Origin of the sequence: Microbacterium rhizophilum (assembly GCF_039605615.1) — a bacterium.
Taxonomy (GTDB): domain Bacteria; phylum Actinomycetota; class Actinomycetes; order Actinomycetales; family Microbacteriaceae; genus Microbacterium; species Microbacterium rhizophilus.
Genome location: NZ_JBCNUN010000002.1, coordinates 545890 through 563107, shown reverse-complemented (window position 1 = coordinate 563107; position 17218 = coordinate 545890). Strand labels below are relative to the sequence as shown.

At 72.4% G+C, this 17218-nt stretch carries 18 protein-coding genes; 11 read left to right on the top strand and 7 right to left on the bottom strand.

Going from position 1 to position 17218, the window contains the following annotated elements:
- Positions 1 to 120: 120 nt before the first annotated feature.
- Positions 121 to 369 (top strand): hypothetical protein, encoded by a 249-nt coding sequence (locus AAD528_RS06515; RefSeq protein WP_345751236.1) that lies wholly within the window; start codon positions 121 to 123, stop codon positions 367 to 369.
- A gap of 20 nt (positions 370 to 389) precedes the next feature.
- Here the strand turns inward: AAD528_RS06515 and AAD528_RS06510 are convergent, their stop codons facing one another.
- The 3 genes from AAD528_RS06510 to AAD528_RS06500 form a co-directional block, all read right to left on the bottom strand.
- Positions 390 to 794 carry a four-helix bundle copper-binding protein gene (locus AAD528_RS06510; RefSeq protein ID WP_345751235.1) on the bottom strand — a complete coding sequence of 135 codons (405 nt, stop codon included), beginning with the start codon at positions 792 to 794 and terminating at the stop codon, positions 390 to 392.
- Positions 795 to 885: 91 nt separating this feature from the next.
- The gene (locus tag AAD528_RS06505) at positions 886 to 2547 is read right to left on the bottom strand and encodes a phospho-sugar mutase (RefSeq protein ID WP_345751234.1); all 1662 of its coding nucleotides are present in this window, start codon (positions 2545 to 2547) and stop codon (positions 886 to 888) included.
- Positions 2547 to 3371, bottom strand: coding sequence for a purine-nucleoside phosphorylase (locus tag AAD528_RS06500; RefSeq protein ID WP_345751233.1), 825 nt, complete (start codon positions 3369 to 3371; stop codon positions 2547 to 2549). The genes AAD528_RS06505 and AAD528_RS06500 overlap by 1 nt, the downstream gene beginning before the upstream one ends.
- A gap of 196 nt (positions 3372 to 3567) precedes the next feature.
- Here AAD528_RS06500 and AAD528_RS06495 point away from each other — a divergent pair, with 196 nt between their 5' ends.
- The 3 genes from AAD528_RS06495 to AAD528_RS06485 are packed head-to-tail and all read left to right on the top strand — an operon-like array spanning position 3568 to position 5689.
- Positions 3568 to 5001 carry an NAD(P)H-quinone dehydrogenase gene (locus AAD528_RS06495; RefSeq protein ID WP_345751232.1) on the top strand — a complete coding sequence of 478 codons (1434 nt, stop codon included), beginning with the start codon at positions 3568 to 3570 and terminating at the stop codon, positions 4999 to 5001.
- 20 nt (positions 5002 to 5021) lie between these two features.
- Positions 5022 to 5540, top strand: a complete 519-nt coding sequence (locus AAD528_RS06490; protein WP_345751231.1) for a hypothetical protein — start codon at positions 5022 to 5024, stop codon at positions 5538 to 5540.
- A gap of 8 nt (positions 5541 to 5548) precedes the next feature.
- The gene (locus tag AAD528_RS06485; protein ID WP_345751230.1) at positions 5549 to 5689 is read left to right on the top strand and encodes a hypothetical protein; all 141 of its coding nucleotides are present in this window, start codon (positions 5549 to 5551) and stop codon (positions 5687 to 5689) included.
- Between the two features lie 6 nt (positions 5690 to 5695).
- Here AAD528_RS06485 and AAD528_RS06480 read toward each other — a convergent pair whose 3' ends face one another.
- Together AAD528_RS06480 and AAD528_RS06475 are read right to left on the bottom strand one after the other, a co-directional pair.
- Positions 5696 to 7462, bottom strand: coding sequence for an acetyl/propionyl/methylcrotonyl-CoA carboxylase subunit alpha (locus AAD528_RS06480; RefSeq protein ID WP_345751229.1), 1767 nt, complete (start codon positions 7460 to 7462; stop codon positions 5696 to 5698).
- A 105-nt stretch (positions 7463 to 7567) separates the two neighbouring features.
- The gene (locus AAD528_RS06475; RefSeq protein ID WP_345751267.1) at positions 7568 to 8218 is read right to left on the bottom strand and encodes a Maf family protein; all 651 of its coding nucleotides are present in this window, start codon (positions 8216 to 8218) and stop codon (positions 7568 to 7570) included.
- A 111-nt stretch (positions 8219 to 8329) separates the two neighbouring features.
- Between AAD528_RS06475 and AAD528_RS06470 the strand changes: the two genes are divergently transcribed.
- The 5 genes from AAD528_RS06470 to AAD528_RS06450 are packed head-to-tail and all read left to right on the top strand — an operon-like array spanning position 8330 to position 13298.
- Positions 8330 to 9610 carry a class I SAM-dependent RNA methyltransferase gene (locus AAD528_RS06470; protein WP_345751228.1) on the top strand — a complete coding sequence of 427 codons (1281 nt, stop codon included), beginning with the start codon at positions 8330 to 8332 and terminating at the stop codon, positions 9608 to 9610.
- Positions 9611 to 9639: 29 nt separating this feature from the next.
- Entirely contained in the window at positions 9640 to 10329 is a 690-nt protein-coding gene (locus AAD528_RS06465; protein ID WP_345751227.1) for a Pr6Pr family membrane protein, read from the top strand.
- Complete coding sequence (locus AAD528_RS06460; RefSeq protein ID WP_345751226.1) at positions 10326 to 10973, top strand: response regulator; 648 nt, start codon at positions 10326 to 10328, stop codon at positions 10971 to 10973. Before AAD528_RS06465 ends, AAD528_RS06460 begins: the two co-directional genes overlap by 4 nt.
- Positions 10974 to 10977: 4 nt before the next feature.
- Positions 10978 to 12237, top strand: a complete 1260-nt coding sequence (locus AAD528_RS06455) for a sensor histidine kinase (protein ID WP_345751225.1) — start codon at positions 10978 to 10980, stop codon at positions 12235 to 12237.
- Positions 12234 to 13298 (top strand): DUF8320 family protein, encoded by a 1065-nt coding sequence (locus AAD528_RS06450; protein WP_345751224.1) that lies wholly within the window; start codon positions 12234 to 12236, stop codon positions 13296 to 13298. The genes AAD528_RS06455 and AAD528_RS06450 overlap by 4 nt, the downstream gene beginning before the upstream one ends.
- A gap of 521 nt (positions 13299 to 13819) precedes the next feature.
- Here the strand turns inward: AAD528_RS06450 and AAD528_RS06445 are convergent.
- Both AAD528_RS06445 and AAD528_RS06440 read right to left on the bottom strand, forming a co-directional pair.
- Entirely contained in the window at positions 13820 to 14071 is a 252-nt protein-coding gene (locus AAD528_RS06445; protein ID WP_345751223.1) for an acyl-CoA carboxylase subunit epsilon, read from the bottom strand.
- Complete coding sequence (locus AAD528_RS06440; RefSeq protein WP_345751222.1) at positions 14071 to 15672, bottom strand: acyl-CoA carboxylase subunit beta; 1602 nt, start codon at positions 15670 to 15672, stop codon at positions 14071 to 14073. The genes AAD528_RS06445 and AAD528_RS06440 overlap by 1 nt, the downstream gene beginning before the upstream one ends.
- 130 nt (positions 15673 to 15802) lie before the next feature.
- Between AAD528_RS06440 and AAD528_RS06435 the strand changes: the two genes are divergently transcribed.
- Together AAD528_RS06435 and AAD528_RS06430 are read left to right on the top strand one after the other, a co-directional pair.
- Positions 15803 to 16543, top strand: a complete 741-nt coding sequence (locus AAD528_RS06435) for a biotin--[acetyl-CoA-carboxylase] ligase (protein WP_345751221.1) — start codon at positions 15803 to 15805, stop codon at positions 16541 to 16543.
- Positions 16544 to 16607: 64 nt separating this feature from the next.
- Positions 16608 to 17144 carry a PH domain-containing protein gene (locus AAD528_RS06430; protein ID WP_345751220.1) on the top strand — a complete coding sequence of 179 codons (537 nt, stop codon included), beginning with the start codon at positions 16608 to 16610 and terminating at the stop codon, positions 17142 to 17144.
- The last annotated feature ends 74 nt before the right edge of the window (positions 17145 to 17218 follow it).

The window sequence follows — 17218 nt, the reverse complement described above, 5'->3', positions numbered from 1 at the left end:
CGAGGCATGAGCGCGCACGCCTGGTCGCGCCGAAGATGCCTGGTCGCGGTCCGGCGCGCTGTGTTGCGGCGTGTGACGGGCCGTGTGACACCGGGCACGGGCGGTTCGTACCGTGGGGGCATGAGCGAGAACACGACCCAGGATGTGCTGCCGGTGCAGCGCGCGGTGGTCTCGGCGTGGCCGAGCGCGTGGATCGATGCTCTCGTGATGTGCGCGGACGCGTCGGGTGCGGTGCTCACCACCCTCGCGGGCGACGCCCTCGGGGTCGACGCGCGGGCGCGCGTCAGCGTCGGCGAGCCCGTGGCGTTCCATCCGGTCGCCGAGGTGCTGTCGGTCGGCGGCGAGCTGATCCGCGCGCGCCGCCGCTGATCCGGGCGGCCCTCAGGCCCTCAGGCCATCTGCAGCGAGCCCATCGCCGTGCGGCAGGTCTCGACCATGGCCTCGCAGGCCATCGCGCAGATGCGGCAGTGCTCGGCCATCTCGGCGTGCATGCGGCACTCCGCGGCACACGCCTCGCCCATGGTCATGCACGCGGTCATCATGGCCCGCATGACGCCCATGTCGTAGCCCATCGGGCGCATCATCATGCGCATCGTGGTCGTCGCGACGTCCGCCATGTTCGAGCACATCGCGGCGCACCGGGCCATGTCCTCGCCGGCGTCCGCGTCCGCGCACATCGTGGCGGTCATGCTCACGGCGGAGCACGCCTCGATGCATTCCTGCATCATCGCCATGTCCATGCCGGTCGTCGTCGCGCCCGGCATCGACTCCATCATCTCCATCATCATTCCCATGTGCAGCGTCCTCCGTTCGGGGACGGCGCCCGGATGACGGCCGCCCATCTGATCGCATGTTACGTCGCGTCCGGATGGTCGACCAGGGGAGTCAGGCGATCCGGTCGAGCAGTTCTCGCACCGCCTGCTCGAGCGCCGCGAGGCGCGCGGCGGAGTCCGCCGCCGAGTCGCCGCGGACGTCGAGGTAGACCTTGAGCTTGGGCTCGGTGCCGCTCGGGCGGAAGACGATGCGGGATCCGTCCGCGAGCCCGTAGCGCAGGACGTCGCCGCCCAGCCCGGCCGGATCCTGCAGCAGGTCGTCGGCGTGCGCGACCGCGGTGTCGCCGAAGGCGGTCGGCGGCGCGGTCCGCAGCGCGGCCATGACGGTCGCGATGACGGCGACATCGTCCACGCGGACGGAGACCTGCCCGCTGGCGTAGAAGCCGATCTCGGCGGCGAGCTCGTCGAGCAGATCCGCGATCGTCGCGCCGCGTCCGCGGGCCTCGGTCGCGAGCTCGAGGAACGCGATCGACGCCGAGATGCCGTCCTTGTCGCGCACCGTGCCGGGATTGACGAGGTAGCCGAGGGCCTCCTCGAAGCCGAACACCAGGCCAGGGGCGCGCGAGATCCACTTGAAGCCGGTGAGCGTCTCGTGGAAGCCGAGGCCGTGCTGCTGCGCGATCGCGCCCAGGCCGGGCGACGACACCAGCGAGCACGCGAGCGAGGCGCCGGGCGTCCCCGCCGCGGCACGCGCCGCGCGCCGTCCCAGCAGCAGGCCGACCTCGTTTCCGGTCAGACGGCGCCAGTCGCCGTCGCGCGTGGGGATCGCGACGCCCAGACGGTCGGCGTCGGGGTCCTGCGCGATCACGAACTCGGCGTCCGACGCGCGCGCAGCCGCGAACGCGAGGTCCATCGCGCCGGGCTCCTCGGGGTTCGGGAACGCCACGGTCGGGAACGACCCGTCGGGCTCGATCTGCTCGGCGACGAGCGTCGGCGCCGGGTAGCCCGCCGCCTCGAGCACGCGCGAGAAGGTCTCCCATCCGACGCCGTGCATCGCCGTGTAGACCCAGCGCGTGCCGGTCGCTCCCTCCGGCGCGGGCCCGACCGCCGCCGTCGCGGCGACGTACGCCTCGACCACCGCCTCGTCGGCGACCTCGTAATCGCTCGAGCGCGGGAGATCCGCGACGCTCCCGGTGTCGGCGATGCGGCGGATGGACGCGGCGATGTCCGCATCGGACGGCGCGACGATCTGGGATCCCGCGTCGCGGCCGCCGAGGTAGACCTTGTAGCCGTTGTCGTTCGGGGGGTTGTGGCTCGCGGTCACCATGACGCCCGCGTCGGCACCGAGATGGCGCACCGCGAACGCGAGCACGGGGGTGGGCAGGAGGCGCGGGAGCAGGACCGTGCGGAGCCCGGCTCCCGCGAACAGCTCGGCCGAGTCGCGAGCGAACACGTCCGAGTTGCGGCGGCCGTCGTAGCCGATCACGACCGTGGGTGCGCCGTCCGGGTCGCGCTCCTTCAGGAAGGCCGCGAAGCCCGCGGCGGCCTGCGCGACCAGGACGCGGTTCATCCGATTGCTGCCGGCGCCGAGCTCGCCGCGCAGGCCCGCCGTGCCGAACTGCAGCCGGCCGTCGAAGCGGTCCGTGAGATCGTCGGCCGCGTCCTCATCGCCCGCCTCGACCCGCTCGAGCAGCGCGGACAGCTCCGCGCGCGTCTCGTCATCCGGATCCTGGGCGAGCCAGGCGCGAGCCCGATCCCGCACCGACGCGGTCATCACAGGCGCCCGATGACCCGTGCGAGCAGGTCGGAGATCACGGGCTCTGCCAGGCGGCCGGCCTCGATGACCTCCTCGTGGCTCAGGGCGTCGGGTGAGATGCCCGCGGCGAGGTTCGTGATGAGCGAGAAGCCCAGCACCTCCATGCCGGCCTCGCGGGCCGCGATGGCCTCGAGCGCGGTCGACATGCCGACGATGTGGCCGCCCATCGCCTTGGCCATCTGGACCTCGGCGGGCGTCTCGTAGTGCGGGCCGCGGAACTGGACGTACACGCCCTCGTCGAGCGTCGGATCCACCTCGCGTGCAAGATCGCGCAGACGTCGCGAGTACAGGTCGGTGAGGTCGATGAACGTCGCGCCCTCGAGCGGCGAGTCGGCCGTGAGGTTGAGGTGGTCGCTGATCAGCACCGGCTGGCCGGCCGACCACGTCTCGCGGATGCCGCCGGCGCCGTTGGTGAGCACCATGGTGCGCGCGCCCGCGGCGGCCGCCGTGCGCACGCTGTGCACCACGCGGCGCACGCCGTGGCTCTCGTAGTAGTGCGTGCGTGCGCCGATCACGAGGACGGACTTGCCGCCGGGCGTGCGCAGCGAGCGGATCGTGCCCACGTGGCCCTCGACGGCGGGCTTCGAGAAGCCGGTGACCTCCGTCGCGGGGATCTCGGCGACGGTCTCGCCGATCAGGTCCGTGGCCTTGCCCCAGCCGCTGCCGAGCGTCACGGCGATGTCGTGGCTCGCCACGCCGGTCAGGCGCGCGATGTCGGCGGCGGCGGTCTGCGCGACCTCGAAGGGGTCGGCGGGGGCGTCGAGGGGGTGAGCGTCGGTCATGGATCGAGGATAGACGGGGTCCGCCTCATAGCTCGCTGCGCTCGCGTCTCGCACGCGGCGGGGCCGCCTCCGGGGCACGCTCGCTTCGCTCGCACGGGCCGCGCTCCCGGATCATGCCTCCGGGCCGGTCGGGCCCCTCTCGGGCCGGGCGCAAGGGGGTTCCGGAGGCGGCGGCCCGGTGGGTGAGAATGGACCCATGGTCTTCGACTTCGAACGCAGGCAGCGGATCGCGATCCTCGGCGGTGGCCCGGGCGGCTACGAGGCGGCGCTGGCCGGAGCTCAGCTCGGGGCGGACGTCACCGTCGTCGAGCGCGCGGGCATCGGCGGCTCGGCGGTCATCACGGACGTGGTGCCGTCGAAGACGCTCATCGCGACCGCCGACGCGGCGCTGGCGGTGGCCGAGGCGGGCGACCTCGGCGTGCAGTTCTACGCGAAGGGCGACAGCGGCAGGCCGCTCAAGCCAGAGATCGCGATCAACCTGCTCGCGATCAACAAGCGCCTGCTCGCGCTCGCGGGTCAGCAGTCCGAGGACATGCGCAGCTCGCTGCTCGAGGCGGGCGTGCGGATCATCGCCGGTCACGGCCGCCTGGAGGGCGAGGACGCCGTCGTGGTGTCCACGGGCCCCGACGGCACGGACTTCGACCGCATCGAGGCCGACACGTTCGTCGTGTCGACGGGCGCCACGCCGCGCGAGCTGCCGTCCGCCCGTCCCGACGGCGAGCGCATCCTGACCTGGAAGCAGCTCTACAACCTCACGGCCGTCCCCGAGCACCTGATCGTGGTCGGCTCGGGCGTCACGGGCGCCGAGTTCGCGTCGGCGTACATGAACCTGGGCGCCAAGGTCACGCTGGTCTCCAGCCGCGACCAGGTGCTGCCGGGCGAGGACGCCGACGCCGCGAAGGTGCTCGAGAAGGTCTTCAAGCGCGGCGGCATGAAGCTGCTGGCCAAGGCCCGTGCCGAGAAGGTCGAGAACACGGGCGACCAGGTCGTCGTGACGCTGGCGGACGGCCGGACGATCGAGGGCTCGCACTGCCTCATGGCGGTCGGCGCGATCCCGAACACGCGCGGCATCGGCCTCGAGGAGGCCGGCATCCAGATGACCGAGTCCGGTCACATCCGCGTGAACAAGGTCAGCCGCACCTCGGTGCCGAACATCTATGCGGCGGGCGACTGCACGACGCTGCTGCCGCTGGCCTCGGTCGCGTCGATGCAGGGTCGCACGGCCGTGTTCCATGCCCTGGGCGACACGGCGTTCCCGCTCGAGGAGCGCAAGATCGCCTCGAACATCTTCACCAACCCCGAGATCGCGACGGTCGGCTGGTCGGAGAAGCAGATCGAGGAGCGCGTGGTCGACGGCGAGGTGCACACGCTGCCGCTCGCGTCGAACGCGCGCGCGAAGATGATGGGCGTCAAGGACGGCTTCGTGAAGCTGTTCGCGCGCACGGGATCGGGCACGGTGATCGGCGCCGTGGTCGTGGCGCCGAAGGCGTCGGAGCTGATCTTCCCGCTCTCGCTGGCCGTCGAGCGCCGGCTCACGGTCGACCAGCTCGCGCGCGCGTTCGCCGCCTACCCCTCCCTGGCGGGCTCCATCACGGACGCCGCCCGCGCGATGCACCACGTGCAGGGCTGACCCGCCGCCGTCCCATGGCGATGCACGAGGACACCACCGACCCGGCGGGGGCGCCCGTGGCACGTCGCGTGCTGCGATGGGTCGGCGGGATCGTCGTCGTCGGTCTCGCGGTGCTCGGCGTCGTGGCGCTGCTCGGTGCGATGAAGGTCCTGCCGGACATCGCGCTCTTCGGCGACGAGTCGGAGGAGCGCAGCACGCAGGTGCTCACGGCGGTGTCACGGCAGGAGGAGGTCGCCCTGCTGAGCCTGGGCATCCAGGGCATCGACCGCAAGAGCAGCCGGACCACGTTCCTCGGCGTGGAGACCCCCGGCAGCGAGCGGGCCTCGTTCGTGCAGTACTCGTTCAACGCCAAGCTCGGCGTCGACGGCGCCGACGTGACGATCGAGCAGACCGGGGAGGACGCCTACCGGATCGCGATCCCGGAGTTCGTCTTCATCGGGCACGACGACGAGCACTTCGAGCTCATCACCGAGGACAACGGCATCCTCAGCTGGGTCACGCCCGAGATCGATCAGCTCGAGATGGTCGACGCATCCTGAGCGACGACGTGAAGAGCCGATACGTCGAGGACAACGCGGCGATCCTGCGGGATCAGGCGGAGGATTTCTACCGCGGCATCATCGTGGGAATCGATCCCGAGGTCTCGCTGGAGTTCGCATTCGCGGGCGACGCGGGCGCGCGTCGCTGATGCGCGTCAGCTGATCTGCAGCAGCGGGTGGCCGGCGGGGACGGTCGAACCGGGGGTGGCATCGATCGCGCGGATCACGCCGTCCTTGTGGGCCTGGAGCGGCTGCTCCATCTTCATGGCCTCGAGCACCACGACCAGGTCGCCCTTGACGACCGACTGACCCTCCTCGACGGCGACCTTCACGATCGTCGCCTGCATGGGCGACTTCACGGCGTCGCCCGATGCGCCGCTCGACACCGCGGTGGCGTGGCTGCGGCGCGACGGCGGCACGATCGCGGGGCGCCCCTGCGTGCCGGGCGCCTGCGCGATCCGGTCGGGCAGCGACACCTCCAGGCGCTTGCCGGCGACCTCCACGACCACCGTGTGACGGTTCTCTGCGGGCTTGGGCGCCTCGAGCTCGCCGTCCCACGCCGGGATGTCGTTCACGAACTCCGTCTCGATCCAGCGCGTGAAGACGCCGAAGTCGCCGTCCTCCGCCGTGAAGGCGGGATCGCGCACGACCTTGCGGTGGAACGGCAGCACGGTGGGCAGGCCCGCGACCTCGAACTCGTCGAGCGCGCGGCGCGAGCGCTCCAGCGCCTCGGCGCGGTCGCGGCCGGTCACGATGATCTTCGCCAGCAGCGAGTCGAACGCGCCGCCCACGACGTCGCCCGCCGTCACGCCCGAGTCCAGGCGGATGCCGGGACCGCCGAACGTCTTGAAGACGTGGATCGGGCCCGGCTGGGGGAGGAACCCGCGTCCCGGGTCCTCGCCGTTGATGCGGAACTCGATCGAGTGGCCCTGCGGCGCCGGGTCGTCGTAGTCGAGCGTGCCGCCCGCGGCGATGCGGAACTGCTCGCGCACGAGGTCGATGCCCGTGACCTCCTCGGAGACCGGGTGCTCGACCTGCAGGCGGGTGTTCACCTCGAGGAACGAGATCGTGCCGTCGGCGCCGATCAGGAACTCGCACGTGCCCGCGCCGGTGTAGCCCACCTCGCGCAGGATCGCCTTGGACGCGTCGTACAGGATCGCGTTCTGCTCGTCGGTCAGGAACGGCGCGGGCGCCTCCTCGACAAGCTTCTGATGGCGCCGCTGCAGCGAGCAGTCGCGCGTGGAGACGACCACGACGTTGCCCTCGGCGTCGGCGAGGCACTGCGTCTCGACGTGACGCGGCTTGTCGAGGTATTTCTCCACGAAGCACTCGCCGCGGCCGAACGCCGCGATCGCCTCGCGCGTGGCCGATTCGAACTGCTCGGGCACCTCCTCGAGCGTGCGGGCGACCTTGAGGCCGCGCCCGCCGCCGCCGTAGGCGGCCTTGATCGCGATCGGCAGGCCGACCTCGCGGGCGAATGCCACGACCTCATCCGCGGTGTCGACCGGGCCGGGCGTGCCGGGGGCGAGGGGGGCGCCGACCTTCTCGGCCACGTGGCGCGCGGTGACCTTGTCGCCGAGGGCCTCGATCGCCTCGGGCGAGGGGCCGATCCAGATCAGGCCCGCGCCGATCACGGCGCGCGCGAACTCGGCGTTCTCGGCGAGGAAGCCGTAGCCGGGGTGCACGGCGTCGGCGCCGGATCGACGCGCGACCGAGAGGATCTTGTCGATCTGCAGGTACGTGTCGGCGCCGGCGGCGCCGTCGAGGGCGTAGGCCTCGTCGGCCAGCCGCGCGTGCAGCGCGTCGCGATCGGGGTCGGCGTAGACGGCGACGGACGAGATCCCGGAGTCGCGGGCCGCGCGGACGATGCGGACGGCGATCTCGCCGCGGTTCGCGATGAGCACCTTGGCGATGGCAGGCATGGATTCGAGCCTACCCACGCACGTGCCGCGGTCTTTGAGCACCCTCGACAAGAAAACCCTCGAAACGTGTCGGATCGCCTACGACCGCGCGTCGTGGTGGCAGCCTCACGCGGCGTCGCGCCAGAGGTCCGTCCAGGACACGCCGAGTCCGCGCACGAGCCGGCGCACGGTCGACAGGGACATCCCGACCACGGTGGAGGGGTCGCCCTCCACGCGCTCGATGAACGCGCCGCCCAGGCTGTCGACCGTGAACGCGCCCGCCACGTGCAGCGGCTCGCCTGTCCCGACGTAGGCCGCGATCTCGGCGTCGTCCACGTCCGCGGCGAACGTCACCGCGGCCTCGGCCACGGCGTGCGCCTCCACCGGATCCCCCTCCGCCGCGACGCGGAACACGCTGTGCCCCGAGTGCAGCACGCCCGTGCGCCCGCGCATGCCGCGCCAGCGCTCCGTCGCGGCCTCGGGCGTGTGCGGCTTGCCGTAGACGGTGCCGTCGAGCTCGAACATCGAGTCGCCGCCGATGACGACGCCGTCGAACCCCGGGTGCTCGTCGCGCACGCGCCGCGCGACGTCCGCGGCCTTGAGTCGCGCGAGCAGCAGCACGTGCTCGGCCGGGGGCAGGATCCGCCTCTCCTGAGCCTCGGTCTCCGCGATGACGGCCTCCTCGTCCACCGCCGGCGCCAGCGTGACCGGCTCGATCCCGGCCTGCCGCAGCAGCATCAGGCGGGCGGGGGACGTCGACGCGAGGCAGACCTGCATAGGAACAAGGTACTGGCCCGTCACCGGCCCCGAGCCGGCGCCTGCGAGCGAAGCGAGCGTGCCGCGGATGCGGCAGGCGGCGTGCGAGACGACGTGCGGGACAATAGGAGGATGCAGAGCGGGGAAGTCGTAGAGCTGGATGTGACCGGGATCGCCCACGGGGGCGTCTTCGTCGCGCGCCACGAGGGGCTCGTGGTGTTCGTGCCCGACGCCCTGCCGGGCGAGCGGATCCGGGCGCGGGTCACGGACGTGAAGAAGTCGTTCGCGCGCGCGGAGGCGCTCGAGGTGCTCGACGCATCCCCCGACCGGCGCGCGCACGTGTGGGCGCAGGCCGACATCTCCGTCGCGCCCGAGGGCCGCCCCGGCGGCGTCGACTTCGGTCACATCGCCCTCCCGCGCCAGCGGGCGCTCAAGGCGCAGGTGCTGCGAGAGGCGTTCGAGCGCTTCGCGGACACCGCGATCGACGTCGCGGTGCGCGGGCCCGAGGAGGTCCTCGGCGCCGATCACGCCGCGGTCCGCGGCACCGCGGACGGCACGCACTACCGCACGCGTGTGAGCCTGCACGTCGATCCCGAGGGTCGCATCGGCCCGTACGGCGCTCGCAGTCACACCGTCATCCCCGTCGACTCCCATCCGCTCGCGACTCCGGAGATCGAGGAGGTCGCGCTCGCGCTGCGCAGCGCGCCCGAGGGTCGGATCGACCTGGTGCAGCCCGAGGACGGCCGCGTGCGCTCGATCCGCCGCCCCGCGCGGACGGGCGACCGGCGCCGCCGGTTCGCGCCGAAGCCGGAGCGCGCCGAGCCGGAGACCGTGACCGAACGCGTGGGCGAACGCGAGTTCCTGGTCGACGCGGGTGGGTTCTGGCAGGTGCACCGCGCCGCCGCCGCGACCCTGGACCGCGCCGTGCGCGACGCGCTCGGCGAGCTCTCGAGCGATGCCTGGCACCTCGATCTGTACGGCGGCGTGGGCCTGTTCGCGGCGGCGCTCGGCGACCTGGCCGGTCACGCGCGGATCACCACGGTCGAGTCGGAGTCCCGCGCGACGGCGCACGCCGAGAAGAACCTCGAGGAGTTCGGCGCCGAGGCCGTCACCGCCCGCGTCGACCGGTTCCTCTCGCGCCTGTCGAACCAGGCGAGCATGTTCGATCGCGAGATGCTCACGCGCGGCGTGACCCTGCTCGATCCGCCCCGCTCCGGCGCCGGGCGCGAGGTCGTCGAGGGCATCGCCGACCTGGGCTCCTCGCGCATCGCGTACGTGGCGTGCGACCCCGTCGCCCTGGCACGCGATGTGGGCTACTTCCGGGGCGCCGGATACGAGCTGCAGAGCATCGAGGCGTACGACCTGTTCCCGAACTCCCACCACGTGGAGGCGGTCGCCGTGCTCGCGCGCTGACATCCGTGCCGCACGACTATCATCGGGCCGTGAGACGACTTCTGGCGGCGCCCCAGCTCTGGTACCGCCTGCTGCTGATCCTGTGCTCGGTGTACGGCTTCATGGTCGGCTCGCACTCGGTGACCTACCTCACCACGGTCACGAACGCGATCCTGCTCGGGTATCTGGTGGTGGGTGTGTGGACCATGTGGGTGCGCCGCTCGCCGGATCTGCCGGCGCCGCGCCTGCGCGGGGCGATCGTGACGTGGATGGTGTTCATCGGCGTCATCGCCCACAGCATGCTGGAGAACTGGGCGAACCCGTTCGACGCGGTGTTCGTGCCGGATCCGGCGGCTGCGCTGCAGGGCATCGCGCTCCTCATCGCGCACTACGTCCTGCCCGTGGCCATCCTGCTCGACTGGCTTCTGTTCGGACCGCGCGGACAGACGATCTGGCGCGACCTGCTGTGGTGGCCGCTGTACCCGCTCGCGTACGGGGTGATCACGATCCTGCGCGCGATCTGGCTCCCCGAGGTCGCGAACCGGATCCCGTACCCGTTCATGCAGCCCGTGCACGAGAACTGGCTGGGGGTGCTGGTCTCGCTGCTGCCGATGATCCTCGCGGTGGTGGCGATCGGCGCGCTGGTCATCGGCTGGGACCGTGCGATCGCGCGACTCGGCGTGTCGTGGGTGTCGCCCGCCCGTGGCGGGATCCCGGTGACCGATAGGCTCGGCCCATGACCCGTGTGGCCCTCATCGACGACCACGAGTCCGTGCGCCTCGGACTCGTCGCCGCGCTCGAGCGCGACGGCGAGGAGGTCGTCTTCGCGGGTGCGAGCGTCGCCGAGTACCGGGCGTGGCGCCGGCAGGCCGGCGCGCCGCCCGCCGATGTCGTCCTGCTGGATCTGACTCTCGGCGACGGCACCACCGTGACCGAGAACGTCGTGGCCCTGGCAGGGGAGTCCGCCGTCATCATCCACTCGGTCGCCGACCGCCCGGCCGCCGTCCGCGAGGCGCTCGCCGCGGGCGCCGTGGGTGTCGTGAGCAAGGCCTCGCCGCTCGACGACGTGCTGGGCGCCGTCCGCACCGCGGCGCGCGGCGAGCCGCTCAACAACGTCGAGTGGGCCAGCGCGGTCGAGGGCGACCGCGCCTTCGCCGACGCGCAGCTGTCCGCGCGCGAGCGCGAGGTGCTGCGGCTGTATGCGGCGGGGCTGCCGCTCAAGATCGTCGCCGATCGGCTCGGAGTGGCCTACTCGACCGCCAAGGAGAACATCACGCGCGTGCGGATGAAGTACATCGAGGTGGGCCGTCCCGCGCCTACGAAGGTGGACCTGCTGCGCCGCGCGATGGAGGACGGCATCGTCGACGACTCCGCGGAGGACTGACGCGGTGACGTCGCAGGACGCGGTGACGGCCCAGAGCGTCATCGACGCCGCGTGGGGCACGCTTCCTCCGTCGGGACGCACGGTCGAGACGGCCGGTCGGTACACGGCGACCCGCATGGAGCGCATCATCCAGATCGTCGTGGCGGTCGGATGCCTCACGATCGGCGGCCAGGGCTTCGTCGCGTCATGGGACCTCTACGACATCGGGGTGCCGCACGCCGTGCTGCACGCGGTGGTGTTCCTGAGCCTTGCGGTGATGACGGTGCTGTGCCTCCTCGGCCGCGGGGCACGGGCGGCGTCCGCCGTGTTCGCGATCGTGTACCCGCTCGCCCTGATGGTCTGGCCCCTCGTGACGGCGGGCACCCGGCCGGATCCCTCGGCGCAGCCCTGGACGTTCTACCTCATCAATCTCGCCGCGGTGGCGGCCATGATCGCCTTCCCCCTCGGGTGGCAGTTCGCGTGGGCCATCGGCACATCGGTGCTGTACGCGGTCGTGCGGCTCGTCGAGGGCGGATTCGCGCCCGAGTTCTGGAGCGGCATCGGCTACGACGTGTCCGTCGCCCTGATCCTGGGACTCGTCTTCGTCACGGTCGGGTGGGTGCTGCGGAGCCTCGCGAGCGGCGTGGACGCGGCGCGCGTGCAGGCCGTGATGTCGTACGCGCGTGCGGCGTCGGCCGACGCGGGCGAGCAGGAGCGCGTCGCGGTCGCCGCGCTGATGCACGACAGCGTGCTGGCGGCGCTGATCGCGGGGGAGCGCGCGCACACCGACCGGGAGCGGCAGCTCGCGGTGTCGATGGCGCGCGAGGCCCTGACCCGTCTCGCGAACGCGGAGTCGGACGATCCCGAGGGCAGCGACGAGCCCGTCTCGCGGGGCTGGATCGCGTCGGGAATCGAGCAGTCGGCCGCCGAGCTGGGCGTGCCGCTCGAGGTGCGGCGCTCCGACGTCGACGACGAGCAGGCCGTCGTGCCCGGACGTGTGGCGCGCGCCGTGGTGCTCGCCGCGACCCAGGCGATCGCGAACGCCGTGCAGCACGCCGAGGGGGCGGGCCTGAACGTGGCGGTCTCGCGCGCGGGGAGGGGCGTGCGGGTCGAGGTGTCCGACTCGGGGCCGGGCGTCGACGTGGCGTCGATCCCCGCGGATCGGCTCGGCATCCGCGCGTCGATCTTCGCCCGCCTGGCCGCCGTCGGCGGGGAGGCCACGATCGCGTCCGGATCGACCGGCACGACCGTCGCGATGACGTGGGCGGGGGAGAAGCAGGCATGAGGGTCCGCCGCGTCTTCGACACGATCGCGCTCGCGCTGACGGCGTACTTCGCCGTGCGCGGCCTGGTGCGGCCGGAGGGCGTGGGCGACCTGCTGTTCCCGATCCTGGCCGTCACGCTGTACCTCGCGCTGACCCTGCTGGCGCTGTACGTGGAGGATCCGATCCCCCCGCTCGGCGCGGAGGATCCGGATCCGGCCGGCGGTGCTCCGCGGGAGCGCGCGGGCAGCACGCTGCCACGCTGGGCCGCGTTCGCGGTGCTCGCGGGGACCGCGCTGATCCCGCTGCTCGTCACGGCGTACACGCCGCCGGCGGACCGCACGGCGTCGCACGCCACCTGGTACCTCGGTGCGGTCGGCGCGGCGCTGACGATCGTGTGCGCGCGGCACCGCCCCATCCACGCCTGGATCGGCATCGGCATCCTGGCGCTGCATTCGTCGCTGACCATCGGGCTGCTGCCCGCGCTGTCGCTCGGACTCGTCGGCTCGGCCGTGTGGGTCGCGATCGCCCAGCTGCTGCTGGTGTTCACGGACCGTGCGTACCGCGACACGGCGCGGCTGGCGGCGCTGCAGCAGGCGACGTCGGCCTGGCAGGCGAGTCAGGCCGTGCGGCGCATGGAGCGGCGCCAGCGGGTCCAGTACGCGCTCGCCGTGGCCGGCCCCATCCTGTCTCGGGTGATCGCGGCGGACGGCGTGCTGACGGACGAGGAGCGCACCGAGGCGCGACTGGCGGAGGGACGCCTGCGCGACGAGCTGCGCGGTGCGCGGCTGCTCGACGACGACGTGCGTGACGCCATCGAGGCCGCCCGCCTGCGCGGCGCCACGGTGACCATGTTCGATGAGGGCGGTCTCGACGACATCGCGCCCGAGGACCTCGACGCCGTGCGGCACGAGCTGGCCGACACGCTGCGGCAGACCGACGCGGCGCGCATCATCATCCGCACCGCCCCGGATCCGCAGGTCGCGATCACGATCGTCGGGCGCTCGCCCGGTGGCGAGGGCCTCACGGAGGAGGACGACCTCCAGCTCTGGCGCGAGGTCCCCCGCCCCGGCGCCTCCGCCTGACCCCAGCGCCACGGCGCGCCCTGATCCGCCGGCTTGATCCGAGAGCTCCGGGCTCGTGGGCCTGCGCCACTGTGCGAACGAAGTGAGCGTGGAGCGAAGCGGCCGCCGACCACCTCGAAACGCGACATCCTCTCTCGATGGAGCGAAGCGACAGCGCGAGATCACGAGTCCCGGCGCGTAGCGTCGGGCGTGCGATCGAGGACGTTCGACGCACTACCTCGCGAAGCGGGAGAGACAACTGTCGGGCGAGCGATCGATCGATCAATCGCGCTCACTGCACCACCCCGCGAAGCGGGCGGACAAAAAGAAGGGTGGGGGTGGCGATGCCACCCCCACCGGGTCGCGGAACGGTTACCCGAAAACCGTCCGCAAGGGGCCGAGATCACATCCGTCTACCCTGGGACGGATGGTCGGCCAACGCTCAAGCGTTTCCACACCCAGTATCGGCGAGATGCAAGAGCGGCGTCTGTAGGTACTTTGGGGGACAGTATTCCGCCGGTCGCGCCCCGTTCCCGGGCGGCTCAGCCGGCGAAGCGACCCCACGGCACGTCGCGCCGCAGCGGCCGGCGCAGCGACCGCTGGGTCAGCTGCCATGCGGACGGCCGGCTGTCGTCCGCGACGGCCTCCTCGGCCTCGCGCGTGTACTCCTCGCCGACGACCGCGAGGAGCGCGGCGAGCTCCTCCTCGGTCGGCGTGCCCCGCACCACCTCGACACGGGGCGGGACGCTCTCGGCCGCGACCCCATCCGGATCCGGCATCTCCCGATCGGACATCAGAGGGGGATGTTCCCGTGCTTCTTGGGCGGCTGCTCCGCGCGCTTGCCCCGCAGGGCGCGCAGCGCCTTGGCCACCGCGACGCGCGTCGCCGACGGCTCGATGATGCCGTCCAGCTCTCCGCGCTCGGCCGCGAGGAACGGCGAGGCGACGTTGTACGTGTACTCGTTCGCGAGGCGCGTGCGCACCGCCGCGACGTCCTCGCCCGCCTCCTCGGCGCGCTTGAGCTCGCCGCGGTACAGGATGTTCACGGCGCCCTGGCCCCCCATCACGGCGATCTCGGCGGTCGGCCACGCCAGGTTGACGTCCGCGCCGAGCTGCTTCGAGCCCATCACGATGTAGGCGCCGCCGTAGGCCTTGCGCAGGATGACCGTCACGAGCGGCACGGTGGCCTCGGCGTACGCGTACAGCAGCTTGGCGCCGCGGCGGATGACGCCGGTCCACTCCTGGTCGGTGCCGGGGAGGTAGCCGGGCACGTCCACGAGGGTCAGGATCGGCACCGAGAACGCGTCGCAGAATCGCATGAACCGCGCGGCCTTCTCGCCCGCCTCGATGTTCAGCGTGCCGGCCATCTGCGACGGCTGGTTCGCGATGATGCCGACCGTGCGGCCCTCGACCCGGCCGAAGCCGATCACGATGTTCGGCGCGAACAGCGGCTGCACCTCGAGGAAGTCGCCGCGGTCGACCAGGTGCGAGATGACCTCGTGGATGTCGTACGGCTGGTTCGGCGAGTCCGGGACGATCGTGTCGAGCGCGCGATCCGGATCCGTCGTCTCCCACTCGAACTCGGTCTCGTAGATCGGCAGCTCGGACATGTTGTTGTCGGGCAGGTAGCCGAGCAGCGTCCGCGCGTAGTCGAGCGCGTCGTCCTCGTCCTCCGCGAGGTAGTGCGCGACGCCCGAGCGCGTGTTGTGCGTGTGCGCGCCGCCGAGCTCCTCCATGCCGACGTCCTCGCCCGTGACGGTCTTGATCACGTCGGGGCCGGTGACGAACATCTGGCTGGTCTTGTCGACCATGATCACGAAGTCGGTGAGGGCGGGGGAGTACACGGCGCCGCCGGCGGCGGGGCCCATGATGATGGAGATCTGGGGGATCACGCCGGAGGCGGCGGTGTTGAGGCGGAAGATCTCGCCGTACTTGCCGAGCGCGACGACGCCCTCCTGGATGCGCGCGCCGCCCGAGTCGAGGATGCCGATGATCGGCATCCCGCCGCGCAGGGCGAACTCCATGACCTTGATGATCTTGTCGCCCGCGACCTCGCCGAGCGATCCGCCGAACGTCGTGAAGTCCTGCGCGTACACCGCGACCGTGCGGCCGTGGATCGTGCCGACGCCGGTGATGACCGAGTCGCCGTAGGGGCGGGAGCGGTCCATGCCGAACGCCGTGGTGCGGTGGCGCACGTACTCGTCGAACTCGACGAAGCTGCCGGAGTCCACCAGCAGCTCGATGCGCTCGCGCGCGGTGAGCTTGCCCTTCGCGTGCTGCTTCTCGCGGGCCTTCTCCTCGGCCTCGACCACGGCCTCGTTGTAGCGCGAGCGCAGATCGGCGATCCTGCCGGCGGTGGTCGCGACGTTCTCGGAGGGCGCAGTCGGTTCGGTCACGCGTTCCACCCTAGCGACGGCATCCGCGGTCGACTTGGCGGCCGCGCACAACGACACCGTCGATCCTGTGTCGCGTGTCGCCAGCTCCCGCCGCGCGGGACCCGCGCCGGCATCGCCGTAGGCTTCGGGAATGGAGTTCGAGCGGGCGCGGCGCGTGGCCGCCGAATGGCGCGAGGTCGATGCGACGGGGTCGACGAACGCCGACCTGGTGGCGGCGGCGGCCGCCGAGCCGCGGCTGCCCCACCTGACGGTGCTGGTGACGCGGGATCAGCGGGCGGGGCGCGGCCGGCTCGACCGGGTCTGGCAGGCGCCGCCCGGCTCGGCGCTCGCGGTGTCGGTGCTGGTGCGGGTGCCGGAGGTGCCGCCGGCGTCGCGCGGCTGGATCCCGCTGGCGGCGGGCGCCGCGATGGCCGCGGCCGTGGCCGCGCAGCTGCCGGGACGCGAGACGGGGCTGAAGTGGCCGAACGACGTGCTGGTGGACGGACGGAAGATCTGCGGGATCCTCGCGGAGGGCACCGCCGGCCTCGAGGCGGTCGTGATCGGATCGGGCATCAACACGGCGATGCGGGCCGAGGCCCTGCCGGTGCCGACCGCGACGTCCTTCGCGGCGCTCGGCGCCTCGTGCGACGAGGACGCGCTGCTGGCCGACTACCTCGGCGACCTCGACCGGCTGCTGGGGACGCTCGCGGACGGACCCGGCGCCGTGCGCGACACCGTGCGGGCGCTGTGCCTCACGCTCGGCCGCGACGTGACCGTGTCGCTGCCGGACGGGTCGGCGCTGCGCGGCACCGCGACCGACCTGGACGCCGACGGGCGGCTCGTCGTCGCCGGGCGCGCCATCTCGGCCGGCGACGTCGTGCACGTGCGCTGACGACGCGGCCGGTTCTGCGTGTCAGGGCGCGGGGATGTCGGACGCCCTGGGCACAATGAGAGGTATGAGCCACCCGACCCCCGCCGCGCGCCTCGCGACGCCGCCGCCGGGGACGCGCGCGCCCGAGCTCGTGATCGCGACGTTGCGCGGGCACGCCGGACGGCTCGCGTGGTGCGCGCTGCTGCTGATCGCCGTCGCCGGCGCGACCGGGTACTTCTACGGCAACCTGCCCGCACCGTTCGAGGACTGGATGCTGCTGGCCGCGGCGGGCGCCCTGATCCTGCTCGGCGTGGTCCTGCCGTACCTCGCATGGCTCTCGCGCACGCACACGATCACCACCCGCCGGGTGATCAGCCGTCGCGGCATGCTGGCCCGCTCGCGCACCGAGCTGTCGCACGCCCGCGGCTACACGGTCGCGACGCGCCGCTCGGTGCTGCAGCGGATGCGCGGGACCGGCACGCTCACGCTGTCGGACGGCGTGGAGGCGCAGCTCGAGCTGCGCGACGTGCCGAGCGCGGCGCTCGTGGGAGAGGTGCTGGCCGACCAGGTGGAAATGAACCAGATCCTGGCCCACCGGGACAGCCAGGGGATCGGCCAGTAGGGGAAAGACATCCGGGGTCCGACCCTTGCGAGCGAAGCGAGCGTGGAGCGAGTTCTTTCCGAGTAGCTCGTGGC